This is a genomic window from Mesorhizobium sp. WSM4821, from assembly GCF_055901555.1.
In genome coordinates this window covers 3607517-3626354 of record NZ_CM148371.1, presented here as the reverse complement: position 1 = coordinate 3626354, position 18838 = coordinate 3607517, and the positions used below count along the sequence as shown (strand labels likewise).

General features: G+C 64.0%; 17 protein-coding genes. 3 read left to right on the top strand and 14 right to left on the bottom strand.

Features of this window, described 5'->3' with window-relative positions; all coding sequences use genetic code 11:
- Positions 1–2 precede the first annotated feature (2 nt).
- The 4 genes from AC0NID_RS17610 to AC0NID_RS17595 all read right to left on the bottom strand — a co-directional run bounded on the left by AC0NID_RS17610 (position 3) and on the right by AC0NID_RS17595 (position 4614).
- Positions 3–1088, bottom strand: coding sequence for an ABC transporter ATP-binding protein (locus AC0NID_RS17610; RefSeq protein ID WP_473455249.1), 1086 nt, complete (start codon positions 1086–1088; stop codon positions 3–5).
- The gene (locus AC0NID_RS17605; protein WP_473455250.1) at positions 1085–2062 is read right to left on the bottom strand and encodes a carbohydrate ABC transporter permease; all 978 of its coding nucleotides are present in this window, start codon (positions 2060–2062) and stop codon (positions 1085–1087) included. Before AC0NID_RS17605 ends, AC0NID_RS17610 begins: the two co-directional genes overlap by 4 nt.
- Complete coding sequence (locus AC0NID_RS17600) at positions 2059–2919, bottom strand: carbohydrate ABC transporter permease (protein WP_473455251.1); 861 nt, start codon at positions 2917–2919, stop codon at positions 2059–2061. Before AC0NID_RS17600 ends, AC0NID_RS17605 begins: the two co-directional genes overlap by 4 nt.
- 81 nt (positions 2920–3000) lie before the next feature.
- Complete coding sequence (locus AC0NID_RS17595; RefSeq protein WP_473455252.1) at positions 3001–4614, bottom strand: extracellular solute-binding protein; 1614 nt, start codon at positions 4612–4614, stop codon at positions 3001–3003.
- A gap of 355 nt (positions 4615–4969) precedes the next feature.
- Between AC0NID_RS17595 and AC0NID_RS17590 the strand changes: the two genes are divergently transcribed.
- Positions 4970–6001, top strand: a complete 1032-nt coding sequence (locus tag AC0NID_RS17590) for a LacI family DNA-binding transcriptional regulator (RefSeq protein ID WP_473455253.1) — start codon at positions 4970–4972, stop codon at positions 5999–6001.
- Positions 6002–6054: 53 nt separating this feature from the next.
- Here AC0NID_RS17590 and AC0NID_RS17585 read toward each other — a convergent pair whose 3' ends face one another.
- Positions 6055–7008, bottom strand: a complete 954-nt coding sequence (locus AC0NID_RS17585) for a heme/hemin ABC transporter substrate-binding protein (RefSeq protein WP_473455254.1) — start codon at positions 7006–7008, stop codon at positions 6055–6057.
- Between the two features lie 187 nt (positions 7009–7195).
- Between AC0NID_RS17585 and AC0NID_RS17580 the strand changes: the two genes are divergently transcribed.
- Positions 7196–9325, top strand: coding sequence for a TonB-dependent hemoglobin/transferrin/lactoferrin family receptor (locus tag AC0NID_RS17580; protein ID WP_473455255.1), 2130 nt, complete (start codon positions 7196–7198; stop codon positions 9323–9325).
- Positions 9326–9327: 2 nt separating this feature from the next.
- The gene (locus tag AC0NID_RS17575) at positions 9328–10413 is read left to right on the top strand and encodes an SIP domain-containing protein (RefSeq protein ID WP_473455257.1); all 1086 of its coding nucleotides are present in this window, start codon (positions 9328–9330) and stop codon (positions 10411–10413) included.
- On the opposite strand, the gene AC0NID_RS17570 is transcribed toward AC0NID_RS17575, so the two are convergent.
- From AC0NID_RS17570 to AC0NID_RS17530, 9 genes are all read right to left on the bottom strand, one after another.
- Positions 10410–10850 (bottom strand): aconitase X swivel domain-containing protein, encoded by a 441-nt coding sequence (locus AC0NID_RS17570; RefSeq protein ID WP_473455258.1) that lies wholly within the window; start codon positions 10848–10850, stop codon positions 10410–10412. The two genes, AC0NID_RS17575 and AC0NID_RS17570, sit on opposite strands and share 4 nt — an antisense overlap.
- Positions 10847–12097, bottom strand: coding sequence for an aconitase X (locus AC0NID_RS17565; RefSeq protein WP_473455259.1), 1251 nt, complete (start codon positions 12095–12097; stop codon positions 10847–10849). The genes AC0NID_RS17570 and AC0NID_RS17565 overlap by 4 nt, the downstream gene beginning before the upstream one ends.
- Positions 12098–12160: 63 nt before the next feature.
- Positions 12161–13228: an ABC transporter ATP-binding protein gene (locus AC0NID_RS17560; protein ID WP_473455260.1), complete on the bottom strand. Its 1068-nt coding sequence runs from the start codon at positions 13226–13228 to the stop codon at positions 12161–12163.
- Positions 13228–14016, bottom strand: a complete 789-nt coding sequence (locus tag AC0NID_RS17555) for an ABC transporter permease (RefSeq protein ID WP_473455261.1) — start codon at positions 14014–14016, stop codon at positions 13228–13230. Before AC0NID_RS17555 ends, AC0NID_RS17560 begins: the two co-directional genes overlap by 1 nt.
- Positions 14016–14885, bottom strand: a complete 870-nt coding sequence (locus AC0NID_RS17550; RefSeq protein WP_473455262.1) for an ABC transporter permease — start codon at positions 14883–14885, stop codon at positions 14016–14018. Before AC0NID_RS17550 ends, AC0NID_RS17555 begins: the two co-directional genes overlap by 1 nt.
- Before the next feature lie 28 nt (positions 14886–14913).
- Positions 14914–15975, bottom strand: coding sequence for an ABC transporter substrate-binding protein (locus AC0NID_RS17545; RefSeq protein ID WP_473455263.1), 1062 nt, complete (start codon positions 15973–15975; stop codon positions 14914–14916).
- Between the two features lie 52 nt (positions 15976–16027).
- The gene (locus AC0NID_RS17540) at positions 16028–17023 is read right to left on the bottom strand and encodes a PfkB family carbohydrate kinase (protein WP_473455264.1); all 996 of its coding nucleotides are present in this window, start codon (positions 17021–17023) and stop codon (positions 16028–16030) included.
- Positions 17020–18063, bottom strand: a complete 1044-nt coding sequence (locus AC0NID_RS17535) for an ADP-ribosylglycohydrolase family protein (protein ID WP_473455266.1) — start codon at positions 18061–18063, stop codon at positions 17020–17022. Before AC0NID_RS17535 ends, AC0NID_RS17540 begins: the two co-directional genes overlap by 4 nt.
- A gap of 3 nt (positions 18064–18066) precedes the next feature.
- Entirely contained in the window at positions 18067–18792 is a 726-nt protein-coding gene (locus tag AC0NID_RS17530) for a GntR family transcriptional regulator (protein ID WP_473455267.1), read from the bottom strand.
- Positions 18793–18838: the final 46 nt, after the last annotated feature.

Sequence of the window (18838 nt, the reverse complement as noted above, 5' to 3'; positions counted from 1 at the left end):
GCTCAGTCCGCCTTGATCGCTTGGTCGGTGGCGGCATCGAAGACGCGCACCGAGGACTCGGCCGGAGCGACGATCGCGGTCTGGCCGATCGCCAACCCGATATCGTTCTCGAACACAGCTTTGACCGCGCACTCACCTTCGCCCAGATGGACGATGGTGCGCGCACCGATCCGCTCGACGAAGCTCACCGGCATCGACAGGCCGCGGTCGGAGACAGTCACCTGCTCCGGCCGGAAGCCGTAGAGCACATCTCCACGCGCAGCCCTCACCGCCGGGGCGAGATCGTCCGACAAGGGTGGCGTGACGCCCAGCGCCCCGAGATCGACGACGAGGCCACGGTCGCTTTCCGCCGGCCTGCCCTTGAGCAGGTTCATGCCCGGCGCACCGATGAAACGGGCGACGAAGACATTGGCCGGACTGTTGTAGACCTCGAGCGGCGTCCCGACCTGCTGCAGCACACCATGGTCCATCACCGCGATGCGATCGGCCATGGTCATGGCTTCGAGCTGATCGTGTGTGACATAGACCATGGTCTGCCGGAACTGGCGCTGCAATTGCTTCAGCTCGGTCCGCATGACAGCCCGGAAGGCGGCGTCGACATTGGACAGCGGCTCGTCCAGCAGGAAGATCGCCGGCTCCATGATTGCCGAACGGCCGATCGCCACCCGCTGCAATATGTTGACCGACAGCCTGTCGGCCTTGCGGTCGAGCAGCGGCGTCAATTGCAGCATCTCGGCAATGGCGCCGACGCGGCGGTCGATCTCGGCCTTCGCGGCGCCGCGCATTTTTGGGCCGTAAGCTAGGTTCTGCCGCACGGTCATGTGGGTGAAGATCGCATAGCTCTGGAAGACGAAGCCGACGCCGCGCCGTCCCATCGGCACGCCGGCCATGTCACGCTCGCCAAACAGGATCTTTCCGCCCGTCGGTTCCTCCATGCCGGCGATCATGTTCATCGTCGTCGACTTGCCGCAGCCCGACGGCCCAAGCAGCGCCATGAACTCACCGTCTGCGATGGCCAGATCCATCGTCTTCAGCGCAGTGAAATCGCCGAATTTCTTGACCAGGTTCTGCAGATGGATGGCGCTCATGCCGGCACCTCCCGCGCTCGGGCCATGCGCTTGATCGCAAGGACCGCGGCGATCGACAGCACGATCAGGATGGCCAGCGCGATCGCCGCCACATAGCCCCAGATCAGGTCCTGGGTGGTGAGCTTGTAGATATAGACGGAGATCGTCTCGGTGGCGACGCCGGGACCACCGCCGGTCATGATGTAGAGCGTGTCGAAGACCTTGAAGTTCTCGATCACCCTGATCGCCAGTGCGATGATGATGATCGTCTTCATCTTCGGCAGCACGATAGTGATGAAGCGCTGCCATGGATTGGCACCGAGCAGCGTCGCTGCCTTGACCTGGTCCTCGGGCACGCCGACCAGACCGGCAAGCAGGATGAGGAACATCAGCGGCGTCCACTGCCAGATGTCGGCGACCATGACGGCGATCAGCGCCAGCGTCGGGTCAGACAACCAGGCGATGGTGACGGGAAAGCCCGATATCGCCGACAAAAGGTCGTTCACCGGACCGCCCGACTGGAACAGCATAAAGAACATGTAGCCAGCCACCGCCGGCACCACCATCATCGGCATCAGCAGGATCGAGTAGAAGATCCGCTTGCCTGGAAATTCGTCGGCAAACAGCGTGGCGAGCGCCAAGCCCAGCAGGAATTCCGCCGGCACACAGACGATCATGACGATCGCCGTGCGCTTCAGCGCGCTCCAGAAGCGCGCGTCGGCGGCAAGGTCGGTGTAGTTGGCGAAATTGTTCCAAAGCGACCAGGCGCTCCACCAGCCGAGGCCCGACAGCGGCGACCAGTCGGTCAGGCTGATGTAGAGCTGCATGAGCAGCGGGAAGACCGCGATGAACAGCACCAGGATCTGCGCCGGCAGCGTCAGCCGGAAGCCGAGCTTAGCCCCTTCGTCCCGAAGAGCTGGCGTTGCCTGGACGGTTTTCCCGTTGTCGTCCAAAATGGGGGCGTCCTCCGGAATCCTGGCAGTCACCGCGCTCATTGCTTGAGCGCCCCAAAGGTCAGCCCGCGCACCAGATGGCGCTGGATGGCGATGCCCATGATGACCGGCGGCACTGCGGCGATGAGGCCAAGTGCTGCCTTGGCGCCGTAGAGCTGACCGGTCATCGAGGAGGACAGAGAGGCCATGTAGACGGGCACCGTCACCCATTCGCGCGTCGTCAGAAGCAGCGCGATCAGATAGTCCGACCAGTTGAGGATGAAGACGAAGAGCGCGGCGCTGGCCAGCGGCGCGCGCATCATCGGCAGCGTGATGCGGGTGAAGACGCGCAGCCGCGAGCAGCCCTCGACCAGCGCCGCCTCCTCGATCTCGCGCGGCATGTCGTCGAAGAAGGTCTTCATCAGCCAGAAAGCGAAAGGCAGTGTGACGATGCCGTAGATCAGCGACAGCCCCCACCAGCTGTCGGTGAAGTTGAGGAAGGCCCACATGATCATCACCGGGGTCATCACCGCCATCGGCGGAAACAGGCGAAGCTGGATCAGCGCCAGCGGCAGGTTCTGGCCCGAACCGAAGCGCGACAGCCCGTAGGCCGCCGCGGTGCCCGCCGACATCGCGATCGCCGTTCCGAACGTGGCCGACAGCAGCGACGACAGGATCGGCTTCAGGGCGGTGCGGTCGAGCGCGACGATCAGTGTGTTGGTCGATTCACCGAATACGAAGTGGAAATTGCTGAGCGTCGGCTCCTTCGGCCACCAGGTAAGGTCGGCCCCGGTCGCCGACCATTCGGCGATCGGCTTGAAAGCCATCGACACCATCCACAGGATCGGCACCAGCGTCACCGCCATGGCCGCAAGGATCGCTGCGTAGCGGAATATTTCGAAGGGAACGGAACGCTTCATCTTGCAGCTTTGCTGGAGTCATCGTTTGCGGAGGGGAAGAACAATCACTCCTCCCCTCCATTGTGATCCCGGGAGGAAGGATCAGCTGACCGGGTCGAGAACGGTGGGCCAGGCCTCCTTGTTCGTCTTGATGGCTTCGAGAAGCTTCTCCTCGCCGGTGCGGCGAGCGATCTTCTTCCATTCGGCCTCGGTGTCGGCCATCGCCTGCTCGGCGGTCTTGGCCTTGGTCAACGCGGCGACAAGGTTCTCGTCCAGCGCGTTATGGAAGGCGGTGGCGCCAGGATAGTTGATGGTCGGCACAGTGCGGGCGACCGTCTCGCGCACCACATCCATGTGATAGGCGTGATAGGTCTGACGGACCAGCGGATCGGCGAAATCCGACAGCCGGAACGGATCGAAATAGCCGCCTGGATTGGCGGTCATCCAGGCATAGATGCGGCTCGATCCCAGCCACTGCAGGAAGAGATAGCAGGCCTCCGGGTTCTTGGCCTGCGAGGACACCGAAGCCGACAAATTGAGCCACAGCACCGAGCGGCTGATCAGCTTGCCGTCGATCTCGCGGCCGGGCGGCAGCATCGAACCGATCTTGCCAGTGACTTGGGAATCCTTGTTGCCGGCATTGTCGAGGAATTTCGGCAGGTTGGAGAAGGCGCAGGTCATGGCGGAGCCGCCCTTGGCGAAATTGCCATACTGCTCCGGCCAACCCCAGGAGATCGCATCGGGCGAATGATGGACCAGCGATGCGATGTACTCGTTGGTTGCAGCTACGCCTTGCTCGGAATTGATCAGCGGCTTGCCGGTATCGTCGAACAGGAACTGATTGGGCGAAGCCATTGAGACATAACGCTGGTACCAGTTGGTGTAGCCCCAGCCCTGGTTACGCAGATCGGTCGACCCGAACAGGCCCTTGTCCGGGCGCTGGAAGAAGGCCGCGATCTCGTCATGCTGCTTCCAGGTCTTCGGCGGCGCCAGCTCGTAGCCGTGCTTGTCGGAGAAGGCTTTCTTCTCGGTTGCGTCGCCGAACAGATCGGTGCGGTAGACCCAGGTCTGGAAATCACCGTCCAGTGACACGCCATAGGTCGAGCCGCGATACTGGTTGAGCAGCGAGACGCCCTTGGCGCCGTTGACATAGCCGCGTTCGGGATCGTCCCATTCCGGCTTGTACTGGGCGACGAAGTCGTCGAGCTTCAGGATACCGCCGGTTTCGGCGAGGTCGCCGAGACGGTTCCATTCGACCGCGTAGATGTCATAGGCCCCACCTTTGGTGGAGATGTCCTGCATCGTCTTGGTGAATTCCTGGCCGTTCGGCACGCCGACGATCTCGAGCGAAATGCCGGTTTCCTTTTCCCACAGATCCTTGATCGACGGCGCGCCGGCCGGGAACGGCTGCGTCAGTTGGCCGATCGAACCGTCGGACAGGCCAAGCACGATCTTGACCGGCGCCTTGCCGGCGCCCTTCATCGCCTTGGCCGCCTCGATGGCCCGGCCCTCCGGCGTGTCGGGACCGTACTGGTAGCGCTCCGAGCCGTCGAAGCCCGTCGGGCCGCCGATCATGCCGGGCGCCAGCGCATCGGCCGCATAGGCGCGGCCTGGACGGATGAATTGCGGGGCAATACCTGCTGCGGCCACGAACACGGCCGCCTTTCCACCGGACGCCAGCAAACGGCGCCGCGACATGCGGATCAAATTTGACATTGGAAGTCCTCCCTCGGGGCCCTGTTCCTCCACGGCCCTTATGATGGATATTGACGGCATGACAGGAAGCCTGTCAACATCATAGATGATCAAAACACATCACAACATCGCAAATGAGGGAAAGAATGCAGTCCACCAAGGTTCTCGCATCGCGCCCGTTGCTTGAATTTGAGGGAACTCGATTCCGATCCCGCTCTTTTCCATGCTGCCCGGCGATTTGGTTTAGCCCGGCGGCTTGCGCATCGGCCAAGGCCGGTTACATCATTTCCCATCAGAATCGCTGCCGGCGACGAGCCGTTCTCCGGGTTCGATCGAAAGTTGCGCGATTTTGATGTTTGCAATGAGGTAGTCGACTGTGCGGTCCACCCTGACAGACATAGCTCGCGAAGCTGGCGTTTCCGCCGCCACGGTTGACCGTGTGCTGAACAACCGCCCCGGTGTCCGGGCGCGCACGCGTGAAATCGTGATCGAGATGGCGCAGCGGCTTGGCTATATTGCCGAGAACTCGAACAGCCCGACCCAGCGTGGCACCTCGCCCGGCGCTGTCATACGGCTGGACTTCGCCCTGCCCGCCGGCACCAACTCCTTCATCAAGATGCTGCACCGGCATATTGAGGCGCAGGCGCAGTCGCGACCCGATCTCGACGTCCGCGTCGCCACGATCGAAGGCTTCAATCCGGACCGGCTCGCCCGCTTGCTGCACGATCTGCACGGTCAGACGCAAGGCGTCGGCGTCATCGCGCTCGACCATCCGACGGTCCGCGAGGCGATCCGCTCGCTCTCGGCCAGCGGCGTCAAGGTCGTCACCATCGCCTCCGACATCCTGCATGTGCCCAGGGTCGCCTATATCGGCATCGACAACCGCGCCGCCGGCCGGCTCGCCGGCTATCTGCTCAATCGCTTCATGGGCGCCGGGCATCCGGGCAAGGTCGCGCTGTTCGCCGGCTCGCTCTCCTATCGCGGCCATGAGGAACGCGAGATGGGCTTCCGCCACATCCTGACGGAGGAATCGCCCAATCTGCAGATCGTCGAGATGCGCGAGATGCTCGATGATCGGGAAAAGGCCTATTCAGAGGCCTCCGCCCTGCTGGACCGGCACCCGGACCTGGCTGCGATCTACAATGTCGGCGCCGGCAACACCGGCATTGCCAGGGCGCTCAAGGAGCGCGGACGCGCGCTGTCGACGGTCTTCCTGGGCCATGAGGTGACGGAAGGCACCAAGGACCTTTTGCTCGACGGCACGCTCGACGCGGTCATCGACCAGAATCCGCGCGTCGAGGCCCGCGAAGCGCTCAACGCGTTGACCCATGCGGTCAGGGGCTTGCCTTACGAATTGCACCAGCCGAGGCTGCAGGTGATCTTCAGGGAAAGCATCCCGGAGATCTGAACGAAGCTCCGTGACAGGAGGGGCATGCCAACCAGCACTGGGTGTGGCCTGACCTAGTCCGCGCCCGCAACCTCCGGATAAAGTGCCTGCGCCAGGTTGTGGATCGCATCGGCGGTGCGGGGGCCGAAGCCGATCATGTAGGCGCCGTCCAGTACGATCAGCGCCTTTGTCTCAGCCGCCGGCGTGGCGCCCAGCGCGCGCGTTCCGAACACCTGCTCGGTATCAGGCCTGCCCTTGCCGTCGCTCATCATCAAGATGACATCGGGCGCCATTTCGATCAGCTTTTCCTCCGACGCAGCCTTGTAGCCCTGCACCACGGCCATGGGATTGATGCCGCCGGCGTAGCGGATGATCGCATCGGCCGCGGTGCCCGCGCCGGCCGCGCTCAGCCGCACCAGGCCGTGGAAGAACACCACCTTCTTGCGGTGCTCGGGTGCAATTTTCGCGGCGAGATCCGCGGCTGACTGAAAGGCATCGAGCACATCCGTTGAAACCTCCCTGCCCTTGTCCTCGAGGTGAAGGGCTGCGGCGATCAGGGTAATCTTGCGCTCAATGCCGTGCGGGCTGTTGTCTTCCGGAATGAAGACGACCGGGATCGCCAGTGATTTGAGCACCTCGATAGCCTCTGGCGGCCCGCTGTCCTGCGCCGCCAGGATCAGATCGGGGCGGAGCGCGACCAACCCTTCCACCGAGAGCTGGCGCCGGTAGCCGACATCAGGCTTTTGCGCGACGGAGGCGGGATACTTGCTGCCGCGATCGACGGCGATGATCCGCTCCCCGGCGCCCAGCGCATGGACAATCTCGGTAACGTCGGAACCGAGCGTCAGGATTCTGGTTCCCGGACCGGTCGCGATCGTCCGCCCCAGCGCGTCGACGACCGCCTCAGCTGCCAGCGCCTTGAACCCGCAGGACGGCGCAAGAACAGACAGTGCCAGCAGCAGCACTGCCGCGATCCTGTCCGGTTGAAACCAGCGCGTCTGCCTGCGCCCGCTGCCACTGCCGACCATGCCGTTTTGCTCCCGTGCCTAATGAGTCTTCGATGATGGTCATGGCCCATAAAATTAAAGTTGACTAATCTCATCATGTTTTAATAAGTAGCCCTGCCCGACCGGCTGGTCGAGGCTTCTTCATCATGCCAGCCAGGGCCGACGGCCGCCGCCAGCAATCTTTGCTTTTTCCCAGGGGCGGCATCGCATGAGACTGACAAACAACAAGACCTTGATGGCCAGCACAGCGCTCGCCTTCGCATTTGGCCTCTGTGCCGCGCCGCCCTCCGCCGCGCAGGAGGAGGAGAAGCAAGGCGCCGCCGCCAAGGCCGACCGGCCGGCCAAGGCCTCCCAACAGGCTAAAACCGGAACGAACGAGCCGACCGTGCTCGACCTGATCACCATCTCGGCGACGATGATCAAGACGGCGGTCATCGAATCGATGGCTTCCATCAGTGCCGTCGATCAGGAAGAGCTCGAGCGCATCCAACCCGACACCGCCGCCGACATCTTCCGCACCACGCCCGGCGTCGCCGCTTCGATGAACGGCGACGATCCGGCGACCGCCATCAACATTCGCGGACTGGAACAATATGGCCGCGTGGTGGTGACGCTCGACGGTGCGCGCCAGGACTACTGGCGGGTCGGCCACGGTTCGGGATCGTTCTATGTCGAGCCCGACCTGATCAAGGAAGCCACCGTCATTCGCGGCCCGGTCTCGAATGCCTACGGTTCGGGTGGCATCGGCGGCGTCGTCTCCTTCGAGACCAAGGACGCCGGCGACTTCCTCAAGCCGGAGGAGCGCTGGGCGCTGAGCGAGAAGCTTGGCCATGAAAGCAATGGCGACGGCTTCACCACCAGCACCACAGGCGCCTACCGCTTCAGCGACGACGCCGATATCATCGGCAATCTCATCTACCGCGACCGCGACAGCTACACCGACGGCAATGGCGACACGGTGCCATGGACCGGCGAGAGCATCACCAGCGGCTATATGAAGACAACGCTGCGGCCGGCCGACGGCCACGAGCTGAATCTCGGCGCCATCCTGCAACGCTACAGCGACCAGATCACCGGCTCTAGCGGCTCGACCTCGCCGACGCTCAGTCGCTACGACACCAACACGACCAACCAGACCTACACGGCAGCCTACACCTGGAAGCCTGATGACAACGCGCTGATCGACTTCAGCGCCAACGCCTACCACAACCGCACGCGCGCCGAACAGACGCAGGTCTGGCCGATTTCCGCGATCGGCAATTTCCGCTACTACGACGTCGCCACGACGGGCTTCAACGTGAAGAACTCCTCGCGTTTCGATGCCCTGGAGTTGGCCCACACGCTGACCTACGGTCTCGACTACTACTATCTGGAGGCCTCGTCGGAAGCCGCGCATTTCGGTGCCGGCGAGCAGCAGGGCTACGGTGGCTTCCTGCAATGGCAGGGCGACTATGAGAGGCTGCAGTTCATCGCCGCCATGCGCTATGACGGCTATCAGCTCGACGGCGAGACCAACACCGTGCCGCCGGAGGAAGCCTCGATCTCGGGCAACCGATGGTCGCCGCGCCTCACCGTAGGCGTGACGCCGCTCGAAGGCTTTCAGCTCTACGGCACCTATTCCGAAGGCTACCGGGCGCCAGGCCTGCAGGACGTTTATCGCGGCGGCGGCGCACATGGCGGTGCCGACACCTACGAGCCTAACCTGCTCCTCCAGCCCGAAACGGCGAAAAGCTGGGAGGCGGGCGTCAATTTGAAATACGACGACGTGCTGAGCCCGGGCGACCTGTTTCGTGCCAAGGTCAACGTCTTCCACACCGATATCGAGGACTATATCGACGTCGACCTGACCGTCTTGCCACGCACGGCAATCAACATCGGCGATGCGCGGCTGAAGGGCATCGAGGCCGAGGCCGTCTATGACTATGGTTGGGGGTTTGTGAACCTTGCCGGCGCGCTGGTCGACGCAAAGGTCGTCAGCGGCGTCTACTCCGGCCAGGCGCTCAACAACACGCCGCTCGACCGCTTCTCGGCGACCGTTGGCTTCCGGATGCTGGAAGACCAGCTCACCGTCGGTGCGCAATACCTGAGCGTCGGCAAGGTCACCCGGACCAGCCGCACCAACCCGAACGCCGTGCCGGTGGTCAATGACGGCTTCGACCTGGTCAATGTCTTCGCCAACTGGCGCATCAATGACCATGCCAGGCTCGACTTCGCGGTCGATAACATCTTCAACACCGCCTACACCGACCCGCAAAGCGCCTGGTCGACGTCGGCGGCAACGGAACAGGGCAAGGGCCGCACCTTCAAGGTGGCGCTGACCGGCAGGATCGGAGGTTGAGGGTGAGCGAAGCATCGGCAAGCGAACTGGCCTGCGAAGCACGCCTGAACCTGCGCAACCTGCCGCGCTACATGGACCGCATCAGTGACAGGCTGCAGAGCTTCGATGCCGATGCCTCGCAGGAGGGACAGCGGATCGATTTCCGCTTCGCCTTTGGCGGCGCGTCCTTCGACATGGACCGGCTGGTGATGCGGGCCAACGCCGCCGACCGCGATGGGCTGGCGCGCATCAAGGATCTGCTGGCCACCGCGGTCGAGGTCTATGCCAGGGATGAAAACCCCGAGATCGTCTGGACCGGCGATCTCGCCGATGACACCCGCCTCGCCCAGTTCCGCGAGATGGGCGTCACCCAAGTCGGCGATCTTACGCCGCTTATGCGCCGCATCCGCTTCGCCGGCGAGGATCTGGAGCGTTTCGCGAAATTCGGCGGCATGCACATCCGCATGCTGTTCCCGACCAGCAAAGTGCCCGATCCGCTCTGGCCCCTGCTCGGCACCAATGGTCTGCCGGTCTGGCCATCGGATGACCGGCGCCCGGTGGCGCGCGTCTACACTATCCGCGCGCTCGACGTGGGCAGCGGCGTCATCGATGTCGACTTCCTCGTCCATCCCGGCGAAAGCGTCGGTGCCGCATGGGCCATGCAAGCGGCGCCCGGCATGAAGGTCGGCATCATGGGGCCGGTAGGCCGTCCGGTTCCGCCGGCGGCCTGGTATGTGCTGGGTGCCGACGAAACCGGCCTGCCGGCGCTGGCGCGGCTGTTGGAGACGCTGCCCGCCGAAACCAAGGGCGTAGCCTTCGTCGAGATCGCCGACGATGGCGAACGACAGGAGATCGACAACGCCACCGGTATCGAGCTGCACTGGCTGACACGGGACGGTGTTGCGGCCGGAGCCGAGGAGCGGCTGACGAATGCCGTGCGGTCCGTGGAGTGGCCTCGCAGCGGTTCGGCCTTCGGCTGGTTTGCGGCGGAAGCGGCTGCTGCGAGGACGGTGCGCGAGCACTGGCGCGGCACGCTCGGGCTCGGCCGCGACCAGACGCTTGCCGCGGCCTATTGGCGGCGAGGTGCGGCAGGACTGATGGCCGGCTAGATCTTGCTCACGATCGCCCGGCCATCCTCAGCCGTGCCGATCGCGATCCGGTCGCCGGAGACAATGCCTGATATGTCGCAGACGACCAGCGGCATGCCGATGTCGTAGAGGAACTCGGCGACGATGGCGCCGACGGAAAGGATCGGGTCCGGCCGCTCCAGGATGATGCCGGCCGGCGCCGTGCCCCTGCGGATCGCCTCGGCAAGAACCGAAGATGAGGACGACGAGCCGCGTCCGCTCGGCATCACTAGGATTTTGCCGGCGACATTGCCGCCCAGAGCCGGATGCGAATTGTCGATGATATTGCCCGTTTCGACATCGATCCCGCCCCAGAAACTGAGCGCCTGCGGCAGCACCAGCGCCGATCCCTGCGTCTCGCCGGCAAGCTGGAACGTGCCGCTGCGTTCGACGGGGCCTGTTTCGGCCGACCGCGTCATGGCGCACCCCGCACCACGTGACCCGCTGCCGCCGAACGGATGCAATCCCTCATGTCGGCGAAGGCGACGGACACACCGATATTACCGGGCGCGTAATGCGCCCATTTGCCGGAATTGGTCATCACCACGCCGTCGAGCCGCTCGAGGATCGCGGTGACGTAGGTGCAGGTGTCGGCGACTGGAATAAGCCCGAACGCCTCCATGCCGGCCAGCACCCCCTCATCCTGCAAACGCGTCAGCGTCGCGCGCCCGGTGTTGACGTAGATCGGAATGCCCCTCTCCGGCGCGACCTTTCGCAGCAATGGCAACAGCCGCATCCATTCGTCATGCGAGAAATGCGGCGTACCCAATGACACGGCCGCCAAAGGCGCGCCGTCGGGTACGCTCGATAACCCGGCCAGCGCATCGTCGAGGTCGGCACACGTGATGCGGATTGTCTCCTCTGGCGCCATGCCATGAAATGCCTCTTGGAGCGTGTTCGCTTCCGGCGTGATGCCAACCGCATGGAACAGCGCCACGGCCCCGGTTGTCGCGGCGGCTGCGCCTAGCGCTTTCAGCTGGTCCTCATCGCGCGGTCTTGGCATGCCCGAGATCACCGGGATGCGATCGCCACTCGCCTGCCCGATAATCAGCCCGATGGCGACGAACAGGCTGTCGCTCGGTTCCGGGTCAGGATCGGTCAACTCGAACAGAACCTGGCCGCGCCGGTTTTCGCTCAAGTGCAGACCCCATGCCGGCGCGCGTCCGGTCATCGCGCAGCACAAATCGATGAAATCGCCATAGCGGTTGGTCCGCGCCCCAATCACCGAATTGGCAAAGACGATGGCGTTGGATTCACCCCAGGCGATCTGCTGGCCGAAGCTTGGCCGGAACCGCGTCTGGTACGGCGCGCAGGTGAAGGTCGCCTGGCAGCCGAGTTCCAGGTGCGCCTTCATCAGCCGCCGCGCCGGCGCCTCTTGCGACGGCGGCATCTTCACCATGCCGGGATGGATGAGATCGAACGAGCCGACATTGAGAGTTGTCGGCACCTTGACCCGCCCTCCGCCCTCGACAAGCCGCTCAACGAAATCAAGGCCAGCCTTGCCGTGATAGAGGCAGCCATCGATATGGGCTCCAGCAATATCCAGCAGCTTCCGCGCCCCGACCGTGTTGGAAAAGGCGACCAGGATCTTCATCGCGGCGGCCACGGCCGGCCCCTGCTCGCCCTGCAGCATCGACTGGTCATCGGCCATCAATTCCAGCGTCATCGGCATGCTCCGGTGACCCACTATGCCCGACAGAGGGAGTGGGAGGATCGCCAACTTTTCAGCTTAGTTCGCCGCGATCAACACCGTGCTCTCCGGCGACCAGCTGAGCATCACATCCTGCCCCTCCGCCAGCCGCTCGATGCCGGTGTTCTGCACGATGACCTTGAGCGTCTGACCGTCGCGTTCGACGAAATACGTGCTGTTGTTGCCGGCGAAGATACGCTTGGAGACCTGGCCACGCAGCACATTGCCTTTGGCCTGGTCCGCGTTTCCGGCATAGGTGGCGATGCGGATGCGTTCAGGCCGTACCGCGCAACTGGCCTTGGCGCCGGCGGCAAGCGTCCCGCCCGTCCTGGCGGCGATCGCCGTGCCATCGGCCAAGCGAATGCCGCTGCCGGTGCTGTCACCGCGCAATATGTTGGCATCACCAAGGAAGGTGGCGGCGAACTCGCTCTTCGGCCTGTCGTAGATGTCCTCGGGCGGCCCTTCCTGCACCAGCCTGCCGTCGCGCAGGATGCCGATGCGGTCGCTCATCGTCAGCGCCTCCTCCTGGTCGTGGGTGACGAAGATGGTGGTGATGCCGATCTCGCGCTGGATGCGCTTGAGCTCGATCTGCATGTCGACGCGCAGCGCCTTGTCGAGCGCACCCAGCGGCTCGTCGAGCAGCAGCACGCGCGGCTTGGTCACGATGGCGCGCGCCAACGCGACGCGCTGGCGCTGGCCGCCGGACAGCTGGTGCGGTCGTCGGCTGCCGAGCTTGCCGAGCTGCACGAGGTCGAGCGCGCGCTGTACCTCGCTGGCGATGGTTGCCTTGGCTTCGCCACGCACCGACAGGCCGAAGGCGACATTGTCGGCAACGCTCATATTGGGAAACAGCGCGTAGTTCTGGAACACCATGCCGATCCGCCGCTTCTCAACCGGCACTCGCTCGACGCTCTCGCCGCCGATCGCGATGCGGCCGGAGTCGGGAAAATCGAAACCCGCGATCTGCCGCAAGAGCGTGGTCTTGCCGCTGCCCGACGGCCCGAGCAGCGCATAGAACGCGCCATCGGCGAAATCGATCGAGACGTCGTCCAACGCCTTGTGCGCCCCGAAACTGCGAGACACATTCGATACTTGGACGCCGGCCATTATTTTTCTCCGCCGAATTTGAAGAAGCGCGCCGTAAGCAGCATCAGCGCCATCGAGACGACGATGATGATCGTCGAGACCGCATTGATCTCGGGCGTGAAACCCTTGCGGATCGCGGCGTAGATTTCGACCGGCAACGTCGTCTGGCCCGGCGTCGAGAGGAAGTAGGACACCACGAACTGGTCGAACGACACGGCGAAGGCGAACAGCCCGCCGGCAATGACACCGGGCATGATCCACGGCAAGGTCACGCGCGAAGTCACCTGCCACTGGTTGGCGCCGAGCGAACGCGCTGCCTCTTCCAGTTCCGGCGCAAAGGTCTGCAGCCGGGCCGAGACGACCACGATCACATAGGGCAGCGCAAGCGCCACATGGCCGAGCAGGATTGCAAACAGCCCCCGCCCGATGCCGACACCGAAGAAGAAGATCAGCATCGCGGTGCCGGTGATCAGCCACGGAATGGCGATCGGCGGAAACAACAGTGCCTGCAGGAATTTCTTGCCGCGAAATTCATAGCGGTAGAGCGCCAGAGATGCCGCCGAGCCAAGCACCGTGCAAATCACGGTGGTGATGACAGCAATCTTGATACTGTTCCAGGTTGCCGAGATCAACCCCTCGTTCTGCCACAGCGAGGCATACCACTCCGTCGTCCATTCGAACGGCAATTGGTAGAAGGGCGAGACGTTGAACGACATCAGCGCCATGATGATGATCGGGAGATAGAGGAAGGCAAGCAGCAGCCAGACGTAGACACGGCCAAGCCATTCCAGGATACGCGTCGTCGCCATCACGCAGCCCTCTTCAGCACCGGCGATGCCAGCGCCAGGATAACCAGCACGACGGCCAGCAGGATGAAGGAGAGTGCCGCGCCGAGCGGCCAGTTGAAGACGGCGACGAACTGGTCCTCGATGATCGTACCGTAGAAAGTGCCGGTGCGGCCGCCGAGGATGCGTGGTTCCATGAAAGAGCCAACGACGGGAACAAAGATCAGCACCGCACCGGCGACCAGCCCCGGCATGGACAGCGGGATGATCACCCGTTTCAGCATCTGCAGCCGCGAGGCGCCGAGCGACCGCCCAGCCTCGATCAGCGAATCGTCTATCGCCTGCAGCGTGAGGTAGCACGTCAGCACCATGTAGGGCACATAGGAATGCACCAGCCCTACGATGACCGCCGGGTAAGAATACATCAGGTCGATGTTGATCTTGAACGGCAGCACGGCGTTGAGCGCCGTGTCGAGAATGCCGCCTTCGCGCAGCACCATCGCCCAGGAGAAGATGCGCACCAGCCCGTTCGACCAGAACGGCAGGATGACGAGGAGGAAGATCGCCTCGCGGCTGCGCCCCTTCAGCACCTTGGCCAGCACATAGGCTGCGGGATAGCCGATGGCGACGCACCACAGCGTCACCTCGAGCCCGAGCCTGAGCGAGGCCAGCAGCAGCGTCGGATACAGCCCTTGCGAGAAGAAGGTGGTGTAGTTGTGCAGCGTGAACGACCACGCCTTCCCCGACAGCGGCAGATCGGTCATGAATGAAAAGAACACCATGGCCGACAGCGGCAGAAAGATCGCCACCGTCAGCCAGAGATAGGCGGGCAAAAGCAAAGGCAAAGCCGATCGAAAACCGCTCCTCGAACCGATCGCGACCTGTCCAGCCATGGCCTTCTTCTCCCCGAAAAGCCTGCCGCTACTTCACGTCGACCTTGAGCTGCTGCCACAACGCCAGATAAGCCTCGCGCTGCGCATCGGTGATCGGCGCCTGGAACTGGATGCGCTTGGCGACATCAGGATCGCCCATCACCTTGCGGTTGAAAGAGTCTTCGGGAAGCGCTTCCACCGCCTTCGTGTTGGCCGACACCGGCGCGCCGACCTTGGTGACCCATTCGACATAGAAGCCGGGATCGATCATGTAGTTGATGAAGGCCTCGGCGCCGGCGACGTTCTTGGCGCCGACGGGAATCGAAAAGGCGTCGAGCCAGGCGACAGCGCCTTCCTGCGGGATGACCAGAGAGACCGGCAGCTTGAAATGCGTCTTGGCGCGGTCGGCCGAGCCGCTCCAATAGGTGCCGATGTCGATCTGGTTGGAAGCGACCATCTGGTTCCAGTCGTTCTCCGAGCTCCAGAACGTCTTGATCTGCGGCATCAGCGACGTCAGCTTCGCCTTGACTGCCTCCATGTCCTTGATGTCGTTGATGTTCTGGCCGGTGGCGATGGCGCCGAACTGGACCGCTTCGACGGCATCATCGCGAATGACCACCCGGCCCTTACGGGCCTCGTTCCACATTTCGGTGATGCTGGTCGGCGGCGCCTCGAAGGATTTCTCGTTGATGGCGAGCGCCGTCAGCCCCCACACCCATGGCACGCCATAGACCTTGCCGTCACGGGCAAGCATCGGCGAGCCCGCCTTGTCCGGGCTGATATCGGCATAGTTGGGAATCTTCGATACATCGATCGGCCGGATCAGTTTTTCCGCCATCGCCTGGTCGTTGAAGGCGGCGTTGATCATGACGACGTCGTAGAGGCCGGGATTGGTCCTGAGCTTGGTCAGCATTTCCTGTTCGGAATTGAAGAAGTCATTGACGACTTTGTTGCCGGTCGCCTTCTCGAAGGCGGCGACGGCCCAGGGCTCGTCGGCGCCGTAGCCCTTCCAGTTGAGCACATGCACCTCGTCGGCCTTGGCAGCCAGCGTCAGTGCAGAAGCGAAGACGGCGATTGACGTCAGAAAAGCAGTCGGTTTGGGCATGCGCATGTTCGTTCCTCTCATTGTCTGCCCGGTTGGGCTTGTTACGTCATTCAGGCTGTCAGAAACGGGCCTCTTGCTTCCGGCCATGCGCGGTCGTCGACCGATCGCCATGGCTGAGGAATGTCTGGATCTCCTGATCGGTTGGCGCCGACGACCCGCCATGGCGGGTGACCGAAAGCGCCGCCGCCGCATTAGCATAGCGCGCCGCCTCGAAGGGCGGCACGTCGTGGGACAGCGCGCTGACGAAGGCGCCGATATGGGTATCGCCGGCGCCGTTGGTGTCGACGGCGGCAACATCGAAACCAGGCACGGCCCGTGCGATACCGTCGGCCAGCCGCACGAAACAGCCTTGTGCACTGGCGCGGATGACGACGCCCGCCGCCTTGGAGCAGTGGCCGGCCAGGAGCCGTGCCGCCACGGCCTCGATGTCGCCAGGACCGGCGATCTCCGTCGCTTCGGCGGCGTTGCAGCTCAGCCATGTGGTGCGGGCGAGCACGCGTGAAAGGATGGCGCGGGGGATGTCTGACACAACCGGGGTCGGGTCGAAGGCAAAGGGAATTTCCGCCGGCAGCGTCTCGATCCAGTCGGACAGCGCGTCGCGGCTGCCGGCATAGCTCAGCGTGTAGCCGGAGGCGAACACCCAATCGTCCGGCGCAACCCGGACCGGCGCCATCATTTCAAGGCCGAGCACGCTCTCGGCGCCGGGCCACGAGACGAAAGTGCGCTCGGCATCGCCACTGATCATGGCGACGCAATTGCCGCTGTCCATCAGGGGGAACGGCGGCGTCAGCGTTTCGATGCCTTCAGCAGCGAAGGCAGCGCGCAAGAAATCGCCATTGGGTCCGCTACCGAGCTGGCCGCCGAACACGACCTTCATGCCGGTTCGGCTGGCAGCGACCATCATGTTGAACCCCCCACCGGCAACCTGGGCAAAACTCGATGCCGTCTTCTCCGTGCCGGGCGCCGGCAAGGCGTCGATGCGGTAGACATAGTCCACCACCGCGCTGCCGACATGGACGAGACGCCCGCTCTTGTCAGGCTGAGCTCTGCTCATGCCGCCGCGTCCTTGCCTGAACTGCTTTTCGCCATCCGCACAGCGACCAAGTCGGCGGCTAGAGCGCGCACCTGCGCAATATCGATGCCCTTAAGCCGGGCGATGTGTTCCTGTGGCAATCGGGAAAAACCTGTGCAAGCCCCGGCCATGCCGGCGGCTATGGCGCCAATCGTGTCGGTGTCGCCGCCGAGATTGGCGCTGATGACGGCCGCCCGCCAAGGATCGCCGCCGGCGATTTCCAGCACCGCGAAGGCCGCCGGAACCGATTCCTGGCTTGCAACGCCGGTGCCGATCAGGTCGACGATCAGCCGAATTCCATCAGCGACAGCCTTGCCGCGAACGAGGCCCCTCGCCCAGTCGATACGCGCAGCGATATCGCCTCCGGTGATCCAATGGCCGAGTGCCGCGCCGTGCTTTGCAGCCGCAACCGCCCGATCCGAAGCGGCACGCCAGTCGCCGCCGGCAGTGCCGCAGCTGACGGCGGCGGCGACGGCCGCAGCCGAGGCAATGGCGATCGAGGTGTTGTGCGTCGCGCGGCAGGTTTCCGCGACCTTGGCGACCAGCGTGTCGAGCGGTTCCGGAGGCATCATGATGCCGACCGGCGCGATGCGCATGGCGGCGCCATTGGTGTCGCCGCCGCTCCCCGCTTCCTCGGCCGGTACGCCGTCATTGATGGCGTCGATGGCGCGCTTGGTCGATGGCCCGAGCAGATCGTAGCTGCCGCGCGCCTTGACCTCACGCTCCCAGTCGAGTAGCGCGGTGACCCAGCGCCTGTGATCGAAGCCATCGCCTGAAACAACGAGGATACGGCCGAGCAGCAGCGCCTGTTCGGTGTCGTCGGTAATGGTGCCGGCCGGCAGCCCTTTCGACACCGGATGGTCGGCGACCGGCGCGACGAAATCCTCGACGTGGCCGTAGAGCTCGGCGATGCGGGCCGGCGACAAAAGCTGCGTCGGCATGCCGAGCGCATCCCCCAGCGCACCGCCGATGAGCGCGCCCATCGCCCGGTCGATCATTTCGGCCAAAGCCATGTCCGGCATGGGTCAGAACTCCAGATGAAGGGCGAAATGCGCCGGATTAAGCAGGCTGGTGACGAACTCGATGGCGCGGCCGTCGGCCGCGCGCGTCAACCGCCGCGTGCGCAGGAACGGCGAGCCAGGCGAACAGTCGAGAATGGCCGCGTCCTCGGCGCTCAGCATCTCGATATCGACCCATTCCTCGCCGTGATCGGGGACAAGCCCCGCCCCACGCAACGTCTGGTGCAGCGAGCCCTCGCGCAGGCCGCGCAATGGCACATCCTCCAGTTCGGGCGACAGCGGCAACCGGCTGCGCTCGATCGAGATGGCATGGCCGTCTTCAGCGTTGGTGCGGACACGGTCAACGGCGATGAAGAACGGGCTTTCGACGCCGAGCCTGGCAGCAAGATCGGCATCCTGCATGACTTCGAGCCTGAGCGTGCGTGTATCGGCATTCGCGCCGGCGTTGGCCAGCGCCCGCGACCAGCCAACCGCGTCGTCGACCGGCATGCCGTCGAAGGTGACGAACGAGCCGATGCCGACCCTCGTGGTGATCAGCCCGCGGCTGGATAATTCCTCGAGCCCCTTGCGGATGGTGTTGCGGCTGACGGAAAAGCGTTGGACGAGCTCGTTCTCGCTCTGCAGGCGGTCGCCGAAACCGAGCACGCCGGAGCGGATCTCGTGTTCGAGGACGGTCGCAATCCGTTCGGGCTTGCCCGTACCAGGAGACGACAGAGGCGTGCGACGTGCCATGGAATACCTGTTCAGTAAACCTGTATAATCCTGTTCAATATCCTGG